14 protein-coding genes are annotated in these 15,801 nt (G+C 62.9%); all 14 read left to right on the forward strand.

Annotated features, from left to right (window positions below):
* Positions 1 to 97 precede the first annotated feature (97 nt).
* On the forward strand, positions 98 to 1,321 hold the full coding sequence (gene metK, locus HMPREF2932_RS10300) for a methionine adenosyltransferase (protein WP_070516585.1): 1,224 nt from the start codon (positions 98 to 100) through the stop codon (positions 1,319 to 1,321).
* A gap of 11 nt (positions 1,322 to 1,332) precedes the next feature.
* Entirely contained in the window at positions 1,333 to 3,375 is a 2,043-nt protein-coding gene (locus tag HMPREF2932_RS10305; protein WP_071410099.1) for a primosomal protein N', read from the forward strand.
* Positions 3,376 to 3,502: 127 nt separating this feature from the next.
* Positions 3,503 to 4,012 (forward strand): peptide deformylase, encoded by a 510-nt coding sequence (def, locus tag HMPREF2932_RS10310; RefSeq protein ID WP_049157473.1) that lies wholly within the window; start codon positions 3,503 to 3,505, stop codon positions 4,010 to 4,012.
* Between the two features lie 53 nt (positions 4,013 to 4,065).
* On the forward strand, positions 4,066 to 5,067 hold the full coding sequence (gene fmt / locus HMPREF2932_RS10315; RefSeq protein WP_071410100.1) for a methionyl-tRNA formyltransferase: 1,002 nt from the start codon (positions 4,066 to 4,068) through the stop codon (positions 5,065 to 5,067).
* Complete coding sequence (locus HMPREF2932_RS10320) at positions 5,064 to 6,698, forward strand: RsmB/NOP family class I SAM-dependent RNA methyltransferase (protein ID WP_071410101.1); 1,635 nt, start codon at positions 5,064 to 5,066, stop codon at positions 6,696 to 6,698. Before fmt ends, HMPREF2932_RS10320 begins: the two co-directional genes overlap by 4 nt.
* Before the next feature lie 28 nt (positions 6,699 to 6,726).
* Positions 6,727 to 7,404 carry a ribulose-phosphate 3-epimerase gene (rpe, locus tag HMPREF2932_RS10325; protein WP_070681209.1) on the forward strand — a complete coding sequence of 226 codons (678 nt, stop codon included), beginning with the start codon at positions 6,727 to 6,729 and terminating at the stop codon, positions 7,402 to 7,404.
* Complete coding sequence (gene ribD, locus HMPREF2932_RS10330; RefSeq protein ID WP_084739023.1) at positions 7,401 to 8,426, forward strand: bifunctional diaminohydroxyphosphoribosylaminopyrimidine deaminase/5-amino-6-(5-phosphoribosylamino)uracil reductase RibD; 1,026 nt, start codon at positions 7,401 to 7,403, stop codon at positions 8,424 to 8,426. The genes rpe and ribD overlap by 4 nt, the downstream gene beginning before the upstream one ends.
* A 25-nt stretch (positions 8,427 to 8,451) precedes the next feature.
* Positions 8,452 to 9,090 carry a riboflavin synthase gene (locus tag HMPREF2932_RS10335; RefSeq protein WP_071410102.1) on the forward strand — a complete coding sequence of 213 codons (639 nt, stop codon included), beginning with the start codon at positions 8,452 to 8,454 and terminating at the stop codon, positions 9,088 to 9,090.
* A gap of 11 nt (positions 9,091 to 9,101) precedes the next feature.
* Positions 9,102 to 10,364 carry a bifunctional 3,4-dihydroxy-2-butanone-4-phosphate synthase/GTP cyclohydrolase II gene (locus HMPREF2932_RS10340; protein WP_071410103.1) on the forward strand — a complete coding sequence of 421 codons (1,263 nt, stop codon included), beginning with the start codon at positions 9,102 to 9,104 and terminating at the stop codon, positions 10,362 to 10,364.
* Between the two features lie 74 nt (positions 10,365 to 10,438).
* Complete coding sequence (gene ribH / locus HMPREF2932_RS10345) at positions 10,439 to 10,921, forward strand: 6,7-dimethyl-8-ribityllumazine synthase (protein WP_046649097.1); 483 nt, start codon at positions 10,439 to 10,441, stop codon at positions 10,919 to 10,921.
* 85 nt (positions 10,922 to 11,006) lie between these two features.
* On the forward strand, positions 11,007 to 11,633 hold the full coding sequence (locus tag HMPREF2932_RS10350) for a PH domain-containing protein (RefSeq protein ID WP_070547346.1): 627 nt from the start codon (positions 11,007 to 11,009) through the stop codon (positions 11,631 to 11,633).
* Entirely contained in the window at positions 11,633 to 13,687 is a 2,055-nt protein-coding gene (uvrC, locus tag HMPREF2932_RS10355) for an excinuclease ABC subunit UvrC (protein ID WP_070511746.1), read from the forward strand. The genes HMPREF2932_RS10350 and uvrC overlap by 1 nt, the downstream gene beginning before the upstream one ends.
* 62 nt (positions 13,688 to 13,749) lie before the next feature.
* The gene (gene rapZ, locus HMPREF2932_RS10360; RefSeq protein WP_071410104.1) at positions 13,750 to 14,631 is read left to right on the forward strand and encodes an RNase adapter RapZ; all 882 of its coding nucleotides are present in this window, start codon (positions 13,750 to 13,752) and stop codon (positions 14,629 to 14,631) included.
* A gap of 87 nt (positions 14,632 to 14,718) precedes the next feature.
* Entirely contained in the window at positions 14,719 to 15,717 is a 999-nt protein-coding gene (yvcK, locus tag HMPREF2932_RS10365) for a gluconeogenesis factor YvcK family protein (protein ID WP_046649101.1), read from the forward strand.
* Positions 15,718 to 15,801 lie beyond the last annotated feature (84 nt).

Consider the following 15,801-nt stretch of genomic DNA (forward strand, 5'->3'; position numbering starts at 1 on the left):
TAGACCGCTTGGTCTACGATGGGGCGGTGTTATCAGCCGAGGCGTGGGCAAGGCGCTGTCCCACCCACGACGCGCAGAACTAGCTTAAGGAAAACTTGTGACTGACAAAGCTGCACAGGCGGTACGCCTCTTTACCAGCGAATCCGTAACTGAAGGCCACCCGGATAAAATTTGTGACGCGATCTCGGACGCCATTCTTGACGCCCTCCTCGAAGAAGACCCCAACGCCCACGTCGCCGTAGAAACCCTCGTGACTACGGGGCAGGTGCACGTCGTCGGCGAGGTGCGCACCACTGGTTATGTAGAGATCCCCCAGATCGTTCGCAAGACCCTCGTGGAGATTGGCTTTACTTCCTCCGACGTTGGCTTCGACGGCCATACCTGTGGCGTCAACGTCGCCATCGGTGAGCAGTCCCAGGAGATCGGGGCTGGCGTGGATGCCTCCACCGAGGTTCGTTCCGGCACCTTCGAAGACGATGACCAGTACGGTGCGGGTGACCAGGGCCTCATGTTTGGCTATGCCACCAATGAGACCCCGGAGTTTATGCCGTTGCCGATTTCCACGGCGCACCATCTATCGCGCCGTCTCACCCAGGTGCGCAAGGAGGGCATCGTGCCTTCCCTACGCCCCGATGGCAAGACCCAGGTCACCTACGCCTACGACGAGAATGATGTACCCACGCGGCTGGAGACGATCGTCATCTCTACCCAGCACGATCCGGACGTCACCCAGGAGTGGTTGGCCGAGCAGCTGCGCACGCACGTCGTCGAATGGGTCGTCAACGACGCCGACTTGGGCAAGTACTACACCGAGGACACCGAGCTGCTCATCAATCCTTCTGGCTCCTTCATCCTCGGCGGACCCATGGGTGATGCCGGGTTGACCGGCCGCAAGATCATCGTGGATACCTATGGTGGCATGGCCCGCCACGGCGGCGGTGCCTTCTCCGGTAAGGATCCGAGCAAGGTGGACCGCTCCGCTGCCTACGCCATGCGCTGGGTGGCCAAGAACATTGTGGCCGCCGAGCTTGCCGACCGCGCCGAGGTGCAGGTGGCGTATGCCATCGGCCGCGCCAAGCCAGTTGGCCTCTACGTCGAGACCTTCGGTACTGCGCACGGCGGGCTGAGCGACGCCGACATCCAGGCCGCAGTGGACAAGGTCTTCGATCTGCGCCCGGCCGCCATCATTCGCGAGCTCGACCTCCAGCGCCCGATCTACCGCCAAACCGCGGCCTACGGTCACTTCGGCCGCACCGATGTTGACCTTCCGTGGGAGGACACCTCGCGGGCCGTCGACCTGCGCCGTGCCGCCGGCCTGTAGAATCGGGCGCTATGCCCAAGAAGACACCCGCCGCCCAGCAACCGGTCGCGCGGGTGTTGCCCTTGTTAGGGGTGGCGCACCTCGACCGCGGCTTCGATTACCTTATTGAGGAGGCGGATTCCGACGCCGCGCAACCGGGCGTCCGGGTGCGTATTCGCTTCAACGGCAGGTTGGTTGACGCCATCTTGCTCTCGCGCAGCAGCGACTCTGATTTTTCCGGTTCGCTCCGCTATATCGAACGCGTCATCTCCCCCTATGCGGTGTACACACCGACCATGGCGGCGCTCATCGAATCCCTTGCAGCCCGCTACGGCGGCGTGCGCTCCGATATCATCCGCACCGCCATCCCGGCGCGCCATGCCAAGGCCGAAGAAGCGGATATCACCACTCCCTGGGAAGAGCTCGGCACGGCAGAGCACCCGGATCTCTCTGCGTGGTCGAGCTACCAGCATGGCGAGTCTTTCGTGGATTCGGTGCTGACGGGGAACATTGCGCGGGCAGCGTGGCAGATCGCACCGGGGTCAGATTGGGCTGGCGCGCTTGCGGCCTTGGGCGCTAGCGTGGCGCTGCAAGGCGGCGGGGTGCTCATGGTTGTGCCGGATCAGCGTGACCTTGACCTGTTGGAAGCGGCGTTTCGTCGCCACCTCTCCGCCAAGCAGATCACGGTGCTCGCGCACAGTACTGGCCCGCAGGCTCGCTACCGCCGCTATCTGTCCGCACTGACGGGGCAGGCACGCATCGTTATCGGCACGCGCTCCGCGGCCTTCGCCCCAGTAAAGAACCTGAAGCTGGCCGTTGTCCTCAATGACGGTGACGATAGCCTGGTGGATAACCTCAAGCCCTACGTCCACACGCGAGAGGTATTGAGCACGCGCTCCGCGCAGGAAGAATGCAGCCTTATCCTTGCTGGCCACGCGCGCACGGCCGAAGCGCAGCTGCTCGTTGAGTCGGGATGGGCACACGATCTTCTCCCAACTCCGGAAGCCCTGGAAGCGGCGCGCCCCGATATTGTTGCGGTGGGTGCGTTCGGTATCAATCTGGCGCGGCACATGCAGGGCGGGACGACGTCGGTCAGCGGCCCAGCTTTTCAAGCCACTCGGGCGGCGCTCGACCGCGGTGAACCCGTCCTTGTCCAAGTCCCGCGCAAGGGCTACGCCCCAATTCTGGCTTGTGGGCAGTGTTCATCCCCGGCACGGTGTCGACACTGCAACGGGCCACTAGGTTTGCCCTCTGTCCGTGGCGCGGCGGATGGGGCGCAGGATTCCGCCGCGCTTCCCACGTGTCGCTGGTGCGGGCGTGTCGACGCCCATTACCGCTGTTCCGAGTGTGGTTCCCCACGGCTGCGGGCCATTGTGCTGGGCTCCGAGCGCACCGCCGAGGAGATGGGGCGCGCCTTTCCCAACACGCGCGTTATCCAATCAGGTGGCTCCACAGTCGTCGACGAGGTCCCTGCCGGCCCCGCGCTGGTGATTGCCACGCCTGGCGCGGAGCCACGCGTTGCCGAGGGAGGGCACTATGGTGCTGCGCTCCTGGTGGAAACCGGGGCGTTGCTGGGCCGTCAGGATCTCCGAGCTACGGAGGATACCTTGACCACATGGGCTGCCGCAGCCACCCTCGTGGCCCCGGCTGCGCAGGGCGGAGCGGTGATCGTGGCAGCAGATGAGCAGCTCCCGCTCGTGGGCTTCTTTAGCCGGTGGGACATGGTGGGAGCCGCGGCGGCCGAGTTGCAGGCACGCCGCGAGGTACGCTTCCCGCCCGCGGTGCACATGGCGGCCGTCGACGGTGCCGATGCCTCGCTCGACGCTTTCCTGGAGCTGGCAGAACTACCGGAGCACGCGGAGCTTCTCGGCCCGGTCCCGCTACCGCCCGGGGTGAGCTTGCCGGGCGAGTATGACCACGAACGCGGCGGTGAGCCCCAGCGCCTGCTGATCCGCACGCCGCTGGGGCCGCGCTCGGAGCTTGGGAAGGCGCTGCGAACGGCCAATTCGCTGCGCAGCGCGCGCAAGGATGTGTTGCCTCTGCGCATCGCCGTGGACCCGATCAACATTGGATAGACAGAGCAGCCGACCCCACCCCTGGAGGGGACGCACTGCTTACTGTGAACTATTCTCGGTGCAGGAGCACTATGGATGGCCATCCCTGCTCACCGTGAAAGACCGCAAACCACGAGGAGTTCATACTATGACCGTGCGCGAGGTTCGTCTCTATGGCGATCCCGTCCTGAGCACCCGGGCCGAGGAGATCACCGAATTCGGGCCATCGCTCGAGCGTCTTGCTCAGGACATGCTGGAAACCATGGAAGACGCCGGGGGAGTAGGCCTAGCGGCTAACCAGATCGGCGTGACCAAGCGCATCTTCGTTTTTGACTGCTCTCACTATCAGCACGGCCTGCGCGGTGCCATCATCAACCCCGAGTGGGAAGCAGTGGGAGAAGAGACTCAGCTGGGACCAGAGGGCTGCCTGTCCATCCCCGGTATTTCCCAGCCCACCGAAAGGTTCAATACCGTACGCCTTACAGGCTTCGATCCCCTAGGCCGCCCAGTGTCTATGCTCGCGTCCGGACTGATGGCACGCTGCATCCAACACGAAACGGATCACCTCGACGGAATTTTGTTCCTCAAGCGCCTGAGCGATGAGTTGCGAAAGGAATCCATGAAGATCATCCGCCAGTCGGAGTGGTTCAACGCATAGGCGTCAGACTTTAATCAACAATCAACCTTACGAGAGAAAGGCATGCACCCACTGTGCGCATCGTTTTCGCCGGAACCCCCGAGCCCGCCGTCGTGGCTTTGGAGAAGCTCATTGCCTCACACCACGAGATAGCCGCTGTCATCACCCGTCCTGATGCACGCCGCGGCCGCGGGCGCACCCTGCACCCCAGTCCCGTGAAGGCGCTGGCCCAGGAACACGGAATCGAGGTTCTTACGCCAACCACACTCAAGCCAGGCACCGAGGACGGCGACGCCCTGCGCGCGCGGTTGGCGGAGATTGCTCCGGAGGCTATTCCGGTGGTGGCCTACGGAAACTTGATCACCGAGGATCTGCTGGGCCTTCCAACGCACGGCTGGGTCAACCTGCACTTCTCCCTGCTTCCAGCGTGGCGCGGCGCAGCACCGGTCCAGGCAGCCATTGCGGCCGGCGACGAGCGCACTGGCGCCACGACCTTCCGCATCGATCAGGGCCTGGATACCGGGGACATCCTGGCCACCATCGAGGAAGCAATCCTGCCCACCGATACCGCTGATGACCTGCTCACGCGACTGGCATACGCGGGTGGTGACCTCCTAGTCCAGACTATGAATGGCCTGGAGGACGGCAGCATTACGCCGCAGCCGCAGGAAGGTGAGGCCACCTATGCGCACAAGATTGCGACCGACGACGCCCGCATTGACTGGACCCGGCCTGCTGACGTCATTGATCGCCACATCCGCGCCCATACCCCGGGGCCGGGAGCCTGGACCTTAATGGGGGAATCCCGCCTGAAGGTAGGGCCTGTAAGCAGCGTGGTACCCGCCGAACTCGAGGCGCTGCCAGAGCCTGCCGCAGTGCGCGCACTCCAGCCAGGAGAAGTGCACGTGGCCAAGAATGCCGTCATGGTCGGCACCGGTAGCTCCCCAGTACGTTTGGGCAAGATTCAACCGCCCGGCAAGAAGATGATGAACGCCGCCGATTGGGGCCGAGGTCTTGCTAGCCAAGGCTCTTGCGGCACGGATTCCACAGACACAGACGAGGTGAAGTTCTCATGACCGGAGGGTTTAGGTCCCGCAGCAAGTCTGGTGACCCGGCGCAGCGCGCGGGGGCAGGCGCAGAGAAGGGAAAGCAGCAACGGGGCAGCCAACAGCGTGGAAGCTCCCGCGGTGGAAACGACCACAAGGGACGCGGAGGTTATAAGAACACCGGTGCGCAGCGTGACCGCCGAGGCGGACAGCGCCAGACTGCTCACCACGATCGCCAGAACCCGTCGCTGATTTCCGCGGCACGGCGCAGCGGGGTCGACGTGCCGCGCGCGGTCGCCTTCGAGGTACTGCAGCGGGTAGCGGCGGATGACGCTTTTGCCAACCTCACGCTGCCGAAGGCCGTGAGCTCGAACAAGCTCAGCGGCCGCGACGCCGCCTTTGCCACGGAACTGACCTATGGCACGCTGCGCACCGAGGGCGTTCTCGATGCGGTCATCGCTGAATGCTCGTCGCGCGGGCTCGACGCCATTGCGCCCGAGGTGCTCATGGCCCTGCGACTGGGAACCTACCAGGTGCTCTACACCCGGGTGGAGGCGCACGCGGCGGTCGATACCACCGTTCGCCTCGTGGAGGCGGCCGGCCACGAGAAAGCCAAGGGCTTTGCCAACGGCATCATGCGGACTATCACCCGCACACCTGCGCAAGAGTGGCTGGACAAGCTAGCTCCGAGCGGAGAGGTCGCGGCTTTGGCCTTCCGCCACGCTCACCCCGAGTGGATCGCCCGCTCCTTCGGCCGCGCGTTGGGGCTCCTCGACACCGCTGACGATAATGCGCTCAGCGCCGAGCAGACAGCGGAGCTGGAGCGCGCACTCGAGGCGGACTCTGAGCGGCCCCTTGTGCACCTAGTAGCGCGTCCGGGCGAGATATCCGCCGAAGAACTCGCGCTCATTACCGGCTGCGAAGAGGGACGCTATTCCCCCTATGCGGTCTACCTTGAGCAGGGTGACCCGGGCTCGCTAGAGCCCGTCCGTCAGAAGTTGGCAGCGGTCCAGGACGAAGGTTCGCAGCTGATCGCACGCGCGGTGACGGAAGCTGAACTTATTGGCGAGGACACCGGACGCTGGTTGGACCTGTGTGCGGGTCCCGGTGGCAAGGCTGCCTTGATGGGTGCCATCGCCCGCATTGAGGGGGCGGAGGTCGATGCCGTAGAAGTCTCTTCGCACCGCGCTACCTTGGTGGAAAAGACGGTGGGTGACCTGCCTGTCCGCGTGCATCGTGAGGACGGTCGTGCGCCGGGTCTCGACGCGGGCTTCGACCGCGTGCTTGTCGACGCCCCCTGTTCCGGCCTCGGTGCGCTCCGTCGCCGCCCCGAAGCCCGCTGGCGCAAGGCCGAGTCCGATATTGCGGAACTCAACACACTGCAGACCGAGCTCCTCGAGTCTGCGTTGAGCCTCGTGCGCCCAGGTGGTGTCGTGGTGTACTCCACCTGTTCGCCCGACCTGCGCGAGACTCGGGGTATCGTGGATGCCGCCTTGCAGCGCCACGGCGCTGAGGCAGAGATCCGCATCGAGGAGTTGGATGCGCGCGACGTGCTGCCGGAGATGGGGGATCTCGGCAGCGAGCTCTCTGCCCAGATGTGGCCGCACCGTCACGGCACAGATGCAATGTTTTTCGCCGTCCTCCGCCGAGTAGCGGACTAGCGCCGCGTGAGGGACTAGGCTGAGTGTCATGTCTGCACACTCGTCTGCTCCCATTATCTCCCCATCCATTCTGGCCGCCGACTTCACCCGCTTGGGCGAAGAGGTCAAAGCAGTGGCCAACGCGGATTGGATCCACGTTGACATCATGGATGGACACTTCGTGCCGAACTTGTCCTTCGGCCCGGATATTACCGCGACGGTGGACGGGATTACCTCGCAGACCCTCGACGTTCACCTCATGATCGAGGAGCCGGAGAAATGGGTGGAAACCTACGCCAAGGCGGGCGCTGATTGCATCATCTTCCACGTCGAGGCCGTGGCCGACAAGGACGCGGCCATCGCCTTGGCCCGCAGGATTCGGGACCTAGGGGTGCGCGCGGGCTTCTCGATCAAGCCGGGCACCCCGATTGAGCCCTGGCTGGATGCGCTGGAGCACTTCGACGAGGTTCTCGTCATGTCTGTCGAACCCGGCTTTGGTGGTCAGAGCTTCATGCCGGATCAGCTGGATAAGGTGCGCACCTTGCGCGCGGCCATTGACGCGCGTGGCCTCGATGTCCTCATCGAAATTGATGGCGGTATTTCTGCCGAGACGATCCGCTCCGCCGCCGAGGCGGGCTGTGATGCCTTTGTCGCGGGTTCGGCCATTTACAAGCAAGCAGATAAGGCGGCGGCCGTCGAGGAGCTGCGCCGACTGGCCACGCTGTGATTCCACGCCACGATTCTGCTGTCCTATCGCAAGCATTGCGCGTCGCCATGGAGGCCGGCGAGCGGGTTCGCGGTACGACGAGTCCGAACCCGCCGGTCGGCGCGGTGATTCTCGATGCTGCCGGCCAGGTCGCCGGCGTCGGCGCCACCCAGCCCCCGGGCGGGCCGCATGCTGAAGTCATGGCGCTGCGCGATGCGGGGGACAAGGCCCGCGGTGGAACCGCCGTGGTGACCTTGGAGCCCTGCAATCACACGGGTCGTACGGGCCCGTGCGCGCAGGCGCTTATCGATGCCTCCGTGGCCGCCGTGTACTACCTCCACCCGGACCCCACCCCACAAGCCGGGGGCGGATCAGCAACACTGCGCCGCGCCGGAGTCACGGTGGGACAGCTCGCGCCGGCGGAGGGCGTGGACGATGCGCTCGAACCGTGGTTGAGCGCGGTGAGTCTCGGCCGCCCGCACGTCACGCTCAAATTTGCACAGAGCCTGGATGGTTTCACCGCTGCCGCGGATGGCAGTAGCCAGTGGATTACCGGAGAGCGGGCCCGCGAGCACGTGCATCGTGATAGAGCTCAGCGCGATGCCATCCTTATCGGAACGGCCACGGCGTTAGCGGATAATCCATCGCTGACCGCGCGCTACCCCGATGGTTCATTGCGTGAGCGGCAACCGCGGCGCGTTGTCATCGGTTCCCGCGATGTTAGCCGGGGCGGGGCTAGTAACCTGGTCGAGCTAGGCTTCGAGCACTATTCCACGCCGCAGGAGGCACTAGATCAGCTGTACGCCAGCGGCGCGCGAGACATCCTTGTCGAAGGCGGCGCAGGGCTAGCCACCAGCTTCATGGAGTTGGGCTACGTCGAGCGTATTCAGGCCTACCTGGGCAACGTCATTCTCGGCGAGGGCAGAGGAGTTCTCACTCGTGCTCTGTCCCAGAATCTGGCCCAGGCTGAGAGGTGGCAGCGCGTGGCGGTTACCGAGCTAGGCGAGGACCTGCTCGTGGAATATAGAAAGCTCAAAGGTTAAAAGATAGGGAAGGGGAGTGCTGGCTATGTTTACTGGACTCGTTGAAGAAATTGGCCACGTCGATAGCGTGGAGCCGCAGGGTGATGCCGTGCGCCTCGGCATCGCCGCAACCATCGTGCTGGGGGACGCCCAACTGGGAGATTCCATCGCGGTCAACGGCGTGTGCCTGACCGTTGCTGAGTTGGGAGAAGGAACCTTCATCGCAGATGTCATGAAGGAGTCTTTGAACCGCAGTTCCCTCGGCGAACTCGAAGTGGGCGCGCCGGTCAACCTCGAGCGTGCGGTGCTCCCGACGACGCGCTTGGGTGGCCACATTGTGCAAGGGCACGTCGATGGCACCGGGACCTTGCTGAGCCGCACGCCGTCGGAGCACTGGGAGGTGCTGCGCTTTAGCCTGCCGGCCGAGCTGGAGCGCTACGTGGTGGAGAAGGGTTCGATCGCGGTGCAGGGAACCTCCCTGACGGTATCGGCCTTGTCAGACGGGCAGGGAGAGCCCGACGCGGAGAGCTATTTCGAAGTCTCTCTCATTCCCACCACGCTGCGCGATACCGTGTTTGGTTCGATGGCGCCAGGTGTTCGCGTCAACCTCGAGGTAGACGTGGTTGCAAAGTATGTGGAGAAAATGGTTCACCCCAACGCCTCCGCCAGTGGCACGGAAGGATAGAGTAAGTCCTTATGAGCGCTGCAGATTCAGCTTTTAGTTTAGATAGCGTCGACCAAGCCATCGCGGACATCGCGGCCGGCAAGGCGGTCGTCGTCGTGGACAATGAGGACCGGGAGAACGAAGGTGACCTCATTTTTGCCGCTGAGCTCGCTACCCCGGAGCTCGTGGCTTTTATGGTGCGCTACAGCTCCGGCTACATTTGCGCACCGCTGCTCCCAGAAGACTGCGAGCGTTTGAACTTACCCCCAATGTTCGCGGTGAACCAGGACGTACGGCAGACCGCCTACACCGTCACGGTGGACTTGGCTAATGGTTCCACTGGTATCTCTGCCACCTCACGTTGCGAAACTATCCGCAGGTTGGCCGATCCCTCCTCTAAGCCCTCGGAATTTACCCGACCCGGACACGTGGTCCCGCTCGCCGCGCGCCCGAATGGCGTGCTCGAACGTGACGGGCACACGGAAGCCGCCATCGATCTGGCTCGCTTGGCAGGCCTTCGCCCAGCTGGCGTGCTCTGTGAGATCGTCTCTGAAGAGGATCCCACGGACATGGCGCGTTCCCCGGAGCTGCGCCGCTTTGCCGACGCCCACGGGCTAACGATGATCTCCATTGAGCAGCTCATCGAGTGGCGTCGCCGCAACGAACAGCAGGTTCACCGCCAAGTCGAAACTCGCCTGCCCACCGAGTACGGCGAGTTTCGCGCGGTAGGTTATTCGAATGACGTCGACAAGCGCGAGCATATCGCCCTTTTCGTTGGTGACGTGGAAAGCTATTCCGGTGCCGAGGATGTGCCCGTTCGCGTACACTCTGAGTGCCTTACAGGTGACGTCTTTTCCTCCCAGCGCTGTGATTGCGGTCCGCAGCTGCAGGAATCCCTCCGTGCGGTGCAAGAAGCGGGACGCGGCATCGTCATCTACCTGCGTGGACAGGAGGGGCGCGGAATTGGCCTGGTCAACAAGCTCAAGGCCTACCGCCTGCAGGACGAAGGCCTCGATACCGTTGATGCCAACGTGGAGCAGGGCCTGCCGGAGGATGCACGCGAATACTCCGTGGCCGGACAAATCCTGCGCGACGTCGGCGTGAAGTCCGTGAACCTCTTGACCAATAACCCGCACAAGGGCGAGGGGCTGCAAGGCTTCGGCATTGATGCCACCGCGCGCACAGCGCTGGCTACCCCCGCCACAGCGGAGAACATCAGCTATCTGCGCACCAAGCGTGACCGAATGGGGCATGATCTGCCCCAGGTAGCCGAATGGGATCAGAAACACTCCTAGAGTTGGGATGAAGCGCTTCAGCGCCCCTAACCATCACGCATTGAGTATCAAGCTTTGAGCACAAGGAGCACACTATGAGCAAGGAAGGCCTGCCCACCCCGAACAATGTCTCCGGGGAAGGTATCCGCGTCGCCGTCGTTACCGCAACGTGGAACGCAGAGATCTGTGATCAGCTGCATCGTCGAGCACTCGAGACTGCCGAAGCCGCCGGCGCCGCGGTCACGCCCCTGCGCGTGGTCGGGGCCCTCGAACTGCCCGTCGTGGCCCAAGCCGCCGCGCGCACCCATGATGCCGTGGTTGCGTTGGGCTGCGTTGTTCGTGGTGGCACCCCGCACTTTGATTACGTCTGCGATTCCGTGACGCAGGGCCTGACGCGCATCGCGCTCGATGAGTCGACCCCGGTGGCCAATGGAGTGCTGACGGTCAACGACTACGAGCAAGCCGTCGATCGCGCCGGCTTTGCGGACTCTGAAGAGGATAAAGGTGCCGAGGCCATGCACGCAGCTTTAGAAACCGTGCACACGTTGCGTACACTGAACGAGTCAAACCAAAAGTAGGCTGCCAAGTGCAACCACGCCGCCTGGCGTATCCGGCAGGGGGAGTGGCCTGCCTCAGCGGAGTGATGAGGAGATGGAAAACTCGATGACGGACTCACAGGTGCCTTCCGGGCACGAAGAGCGGGCACAGTCGGCCCATGCCAACCAGTCCTCCGCCTCTTCGCAGCCGGCTGCGTCGATGGCGGCCGGGGGAGCAGGCCGCAGCATGAGTGATGAGCAAATGCTGGCCTATACCAGCGCGGATCCTTTCGCCCAGACGTCGTCCAAGCCCTGGGAGTATGAAGTTACCTCTCCCTACCTGCGCAAGGTGGCCATCATCTGGATCATTCTCGTTATGGCCGCGCACCTTTTCATGGGCTTTACGGTGGGTCTGTCCTTTACCGGCGCGACGGTGACGACGATTGATAAGTTCGCTTTTCCCGGCGTCGGCGTGGTAATTTCCATTTTGTCTTGGCTGGCGCTGACTCGCCCGCGGCTGCGCGCGAACTCCGACGGGGTGGAGGTCCGCAATATCGTGGGAACCCGTTTCTACCCGTGGCAGGTCATCTACGGCTTGTCCTTCCCCGAAGGCTCCCGCATGGCGCGCATCGAGCTTCCGGACTTTGAATACGTGCCGGTCTGGGCCCTGCAGTCGGGCGATAAGGACGACGTGATCACCAATGTCCGCTCTTTCCGCGACCTAGAAGCCCGTTACATGCCGCAGGATGACTAGTGGCTGATCCCTCTCAGTACCGTCCCGCGCCCGGAAGCATCCCTACAGATCCGGGCGTTTATAAGTTCCGTGATGAGAACCGCCGGGTCGTCTATGTGGGCAAGGCAAAGAACCTGCGGGCGCGGTTATCCAATTACTTCCAGGACATCACTCAACTACACCCGCGCACTCGCCAGATGGTGCTGACGGCGGCCTCGGTGGAATGGACCGTGGTGGCCAGCGAGGTGGAAGCGCTGCAGCTGGAGTACACGTGGATTAAGCGCTTCGATCCGCGCTTTAACGTGATGTACCGCGATGATAAGACTTATCCCATGCTCGCGGTATCCGTTGGGGAGACCATTCCGCGTGCGTTTTTCTACCGGGGCCCACGCCGCAAAGGCGTGCGCTATTTCGGTCCCTATTCCCATGCCTGGGCGGTGCGTGAATCCCTGGATCTTCTCACTCGCATCTTTCCCATGCGTACCTGCGCCAAGGGTGTGTTCAACCGCCACGAGCGCTTGGGGCGGCCCTGTTTGCTGGGGTATATCGGCAAGTGCGATGCCCCCTGCATCGGCCGCGTTAGCCCGGAAGAACATCGCGATACGGTTAACCAACTCATCAGCTTCATGAACGGTAACACCGCACCCGTTCGCAAGCGGGTCACGCAGCGCATGGAGGAGGCCGCGGAGAACCTGGAGTTTGAGTTGGCGGCCCGCCTGCGCGATGACTTGGGTGCCATCGACAAGTTGATGGAGCAGCAGGCAGTGGTGTTGCCTGATGGCACGGATGCGGACCTCATTGCGTTTAGCTCGGATGAATTGGAAGCTGCAGTTCAGATCTTTCATGTGCGTTCGGGACGCATCCGCGGGCAGCGCGGCTGGGTTGTGGAGCGTTCCGGAGATCAGGCAACGACTGACGCGGTGCGCGAAGGCGAGCCAGATCCTGGTCTGCCGGCTTTGATCCAAAACTTCCTCATTCAGTTCTATTCTGACGCGGCAGAACGCCAGCGCCTAGAGGCTGAAGAAGACGCGAAGTTGGAGCGTAGGGGAGTGGACCAGGAATCCCATGCCGAGGAGCATCGTGGAAACGCTATTCCGCGGGAGATTTTGGTCCAGGAACTGCCCGACGAAGCCGATGAGGTCAAGATCGTTTTGGAGGAGCTGCGTGGCGCCCAGATCGATCTGCGCGTTCCGCAGCGAGGGGATAAGCGCGCGTTGATGGAGACCGTCGAGCGCAATGCCAAAGAGCAACTGAAACAGCACAAACTCAAGCGCGTTGGCGACCTCACTGCGCGCTCCGCCGCACTCCAGGAGCTGCAGGAAGCACTGGGCATGGATTCCGCGCCGTTGCGCATCGAGTGCACGGATATCTCCCACATTCAGGGCACCGATGTTGTGGCCTCCCTGGTGGTTTTCGAGGATGGGCTGCCCCGTAAGTCCGACTACCGGCGTTATCGCATCAAGGAAGCGGCGGGCGATGGCCGCTCGGACGATGTCGGTTCCATCGCCGAAGTCACCCGCCGCCGGTTTAAGCATCACCATGACGATAAGCGGGCGGTGCCTGACGAAGAGCTAGAGAACACCACCTTCGCTGAGGAGTTGGTGCGCGAAGAGGCGGCGAGCCAGACCAAACGCAGCTCTTATCCGCCTCAGCTCTTCATCGTTGATGGCGGCGCGCCGCAGGTGGCAGCCGCGCAAGCTGTGTTTGATGAGCTCGGCATCGTCGATGTGACACTCATCGGTCTGGCCAAGCGCCTAGAGGAGGTGTGGGTGCCTGGTGATGACGAACCGGTGATTCTACCGCGCAATTCGCAGGCGCTGTTTCTACTGCAGCACCTGCGCGACGAGGCCCATCGCGTAGCTATCTCTTATCACCGCCAGCAGCGTTCAAAGCGGATGCGCTCCTCCGTCCTCGACGCGGTCCCGGGCTTGGGGCCGCAGCGTCGCACGGACCTAGTGAAGCACTTCGGCTCGGTAAAGAAGCTCAAGGAAGCAAGCGTGGAGGACATTGCTGAGGTGAAGGGATTCGGCCCCAAACTAGCTCAGACCGTCTTTGATCACCTTCACGACTCTTAGGAGGGATTCCCACCGTATTCCTAGACAGGATTCCTACCGTGGCAACCACTTAAGTGGTAAGAATGGAGGCCATGACGTTGTTTGATTCTCCGCCCATTTTGATTACCGGCATGTCGGGCGGCGGCCTGACGTCGGCGGCAAAAGTGTTGGAGGATAAGGGCTACTACGTCGCCCACAACATCCCGCCGAAGGCCATCGTTGACCTCTTGAAGCTGTGTGCGCGTCCGGATTCTCCAGTTACGAAGATCGCCGCGGTCACCGACGTACGCTCCCGCATGTTCCCTGGTTCTTTGGCAGAAACCTTGGACGAACTAGAGCAGCTGGATATGAAGCCGACCCTGCTTTTCCTCGATGCGCGCGATGACGTGCTGATTCGCCGCTTCGATTCGGTGCGTCGCACGCACCCGCTGCAGGACGGTGAAACGCTGAAGGCCGGCATCCAACGCGAGCGCGCCGCCGTGCAATCCATTCGTGTGCGTGCGGACATTATCATCGACACGACGAACCTGTCTGTTCATGACCTACGCCGTGCCATCGAGGCTGCCTTCGGTGACATGCGCGGGGAACGCCAGCACGTCACGCTCCAGTCCTTCGGCTTCAAGCATGGTTCTCCGCGGGACGCTGACCTTGTCGTCGACGTCCGTTTTCTTCCCAATCCTTACTGGGTACCGGAACTGCGGGGCTACCGAGGCACCGATGAGCCGGTGTCGGATTACGTTCTGTCCCAAGACGCCGCTGAGCCTTTTATCGAGCGCTTCATCGACATGTTGGACTCGATGCTCACGGGGTATCGCCACGAGGGGAAGAATTTCATCACCGTAGGCATTGGTTGCACGGGTGGGCACCACCGTTCCGTGGCCGTCACGGAAGAGATCGCCCGCCGCCTTAGCGAGCGCGGAGACTTGGACGTGAGCACCCTGCACCGAGACATCGCCCGCGACTAGGCGCGATACGTATCGAGAAGATTCGTATTCATTCCTTTTATTACATGACTGAAAGCTAGTACTTACGTGACGACTCTCCCACTCCACATGGCTAGCCTGGGCGGCGGCCATGGTCTTTATCAAACCTTGCTCGCTGCTCGCCGCACGGGCGCGGAGGCAATCTCTGCCATCGTCACCGTGGCCGATGACGGCGGTTCTTCCGGCCGGTTGCGCCGCGAGATGGACATTATTCCGCCAGGTGATTTGCGCATGGCGCTCGCCGCTTTATCCAGCGATACGGAGGAAGGCCAGCTGTGGGCCGAGACGCTTCAGCATCGCTTTCAGAGCACCGGTGCGATGGCCGGCCACGCCGTGGGCAACCTCCTCATCGCTGGACTCACTGAGGTGTTGGGGGATTTCCAGGCCGCTCTCGATGCCGTTGCACGCTTGACGGAGTCAGCCGGCCGGGTACTGCCAGCCGTGAACTTACCTCTGGAGATTGAGGCGGATGTTTCTGGGCTTGACGACGACCCCCGTATCATTCGCTCGGTTCGCGGCCAGGTGGCTGTTGCATCGACCGTGGGGCAGGTGCGCCGGGTGCGCATCATTCCGGAGAAGCCTGGGGCCAACCCGGAAACTATTAGCGCGCTGCACGACGCGGACCTGATCACCCTAGGTCCTGGTTCCTGGTTTAGTTCCGTTCTTCCACACGTCCTGGTGCCGGATATCGTCGACGCGATTACCTCGTCGGATGCTCTCCGCGTGGTGGTGCTCAATCTTTCTGCTGAGCCGGGTGAGACCCAAGGTTTTTCTGCCGAGCGCCACCTGCATGTCCTAGCGCAGCACGCCCCGAGCCTGCGGGTAGACCGCGTTATCGTTGATGCATCCGGGCTTCCGAACGAGTCGGAGCGCGTCTTTGTTCAGCGCGCCGCCAGTGTTCTGGGCGCTACGGCAGTCTTCCGAGACGTGTGCCAATACGATGAGGACGGAAGGTCGATTAATAAGCACTGCCCAGACAAGCTGGCGCAGGTGCTCACCGAGCTTTACGCCGAGTATGCCGCCAATCGCGATGGCACAGCGGGAGCCCCAGACGCTCATCGCGGTTAAGCGCGCGATAGACTATGGGGCATTCATCGTTCACCGCCGCGTCTCGCCCACGCCAATCTGCGCGGTGCGCTACGTCCACGAGTT

It is taken from the genome of Corynebacterium sp. HMSC074H12 (assembly GCF_001813755.1).
GTDB lineage: Bacteria > Actinomycetota > Actinomycetes > Mycobacteriales > Mycobacteriaceae > Corynebacterium > Corynebacterium hiratae.

Bases quoted from the DNA above. Each gene is read 5' to 3' on its own strand.
- HMPREF2932_RS10350 (WP_070547346.1), top strand. From the start codon at position 11,007: ATGACGGACTCACAGGTGCCTTCCGGGCACGAAGAGCGGGCACAGTCG.
- yvcK (WP_046649101.1), top strand. From the start codon at position 14,719: ATGGCTAGCCTGGGCGGCGGCCATGGTCTTTATCAAACCTTGCTCGCT.
- HMPREF2932_RS10340 (WP_071410103.1), top strand. From the start codon at position 9,102: ATGAGCGCTGCAGATTCAGCTTTTAGTTTAGATAGCGTCGACCAAGCC.
- rpe (WP_070681209.1), top strand. From the start codon at position 6,727: ATGTCTGCACACTCGTCTGCTCCCATTATCTCCCCATCCATTCTGGCC.
- rapZ (WP_071410104.1), top strand. From the start codon at position 13,750: ATGGAGGCCATGACGTTGTTTGATTCTCCGCCCATTTTGATTACCGGC.
- HMPREF2932_RS10335 (WP_071410102.1), top strand. From the start codon at position 8,452: ATGTTTACTGGACTCGTTGAAGAAATTGGCCACGTCGATAGCGTGGAG.
- def (WP_049157473.1), top strand. From the start codon at position 3,503: ATGACCGTGCGCGAGGTTCGTCTCTATGGCGATCCCGTCCTGAGCACC.
- ribH (WP_046649097.1), top strand. From the start codon at position 10,439: ATGAGCAAGGAAGGCCTGCCCACCCCGAACAATGTCTCCGGGGAAGGT.
- HMPREF2932_RS10305 (WP_071410099.1), top strand. From the start codon at position 1,333: ATGCCCAAGAAGACACCCGCCGCCCAGCAACCGGTCGCGCGGGTGTTG.
- HMPREF2932_RS10320 (WP_071410101.1), top strand. From the start codon at position 5,064: ATGACCGGAGGGTTTAGGTCCCGCAGCAAGTCTGGTGACCCGGCGCAG.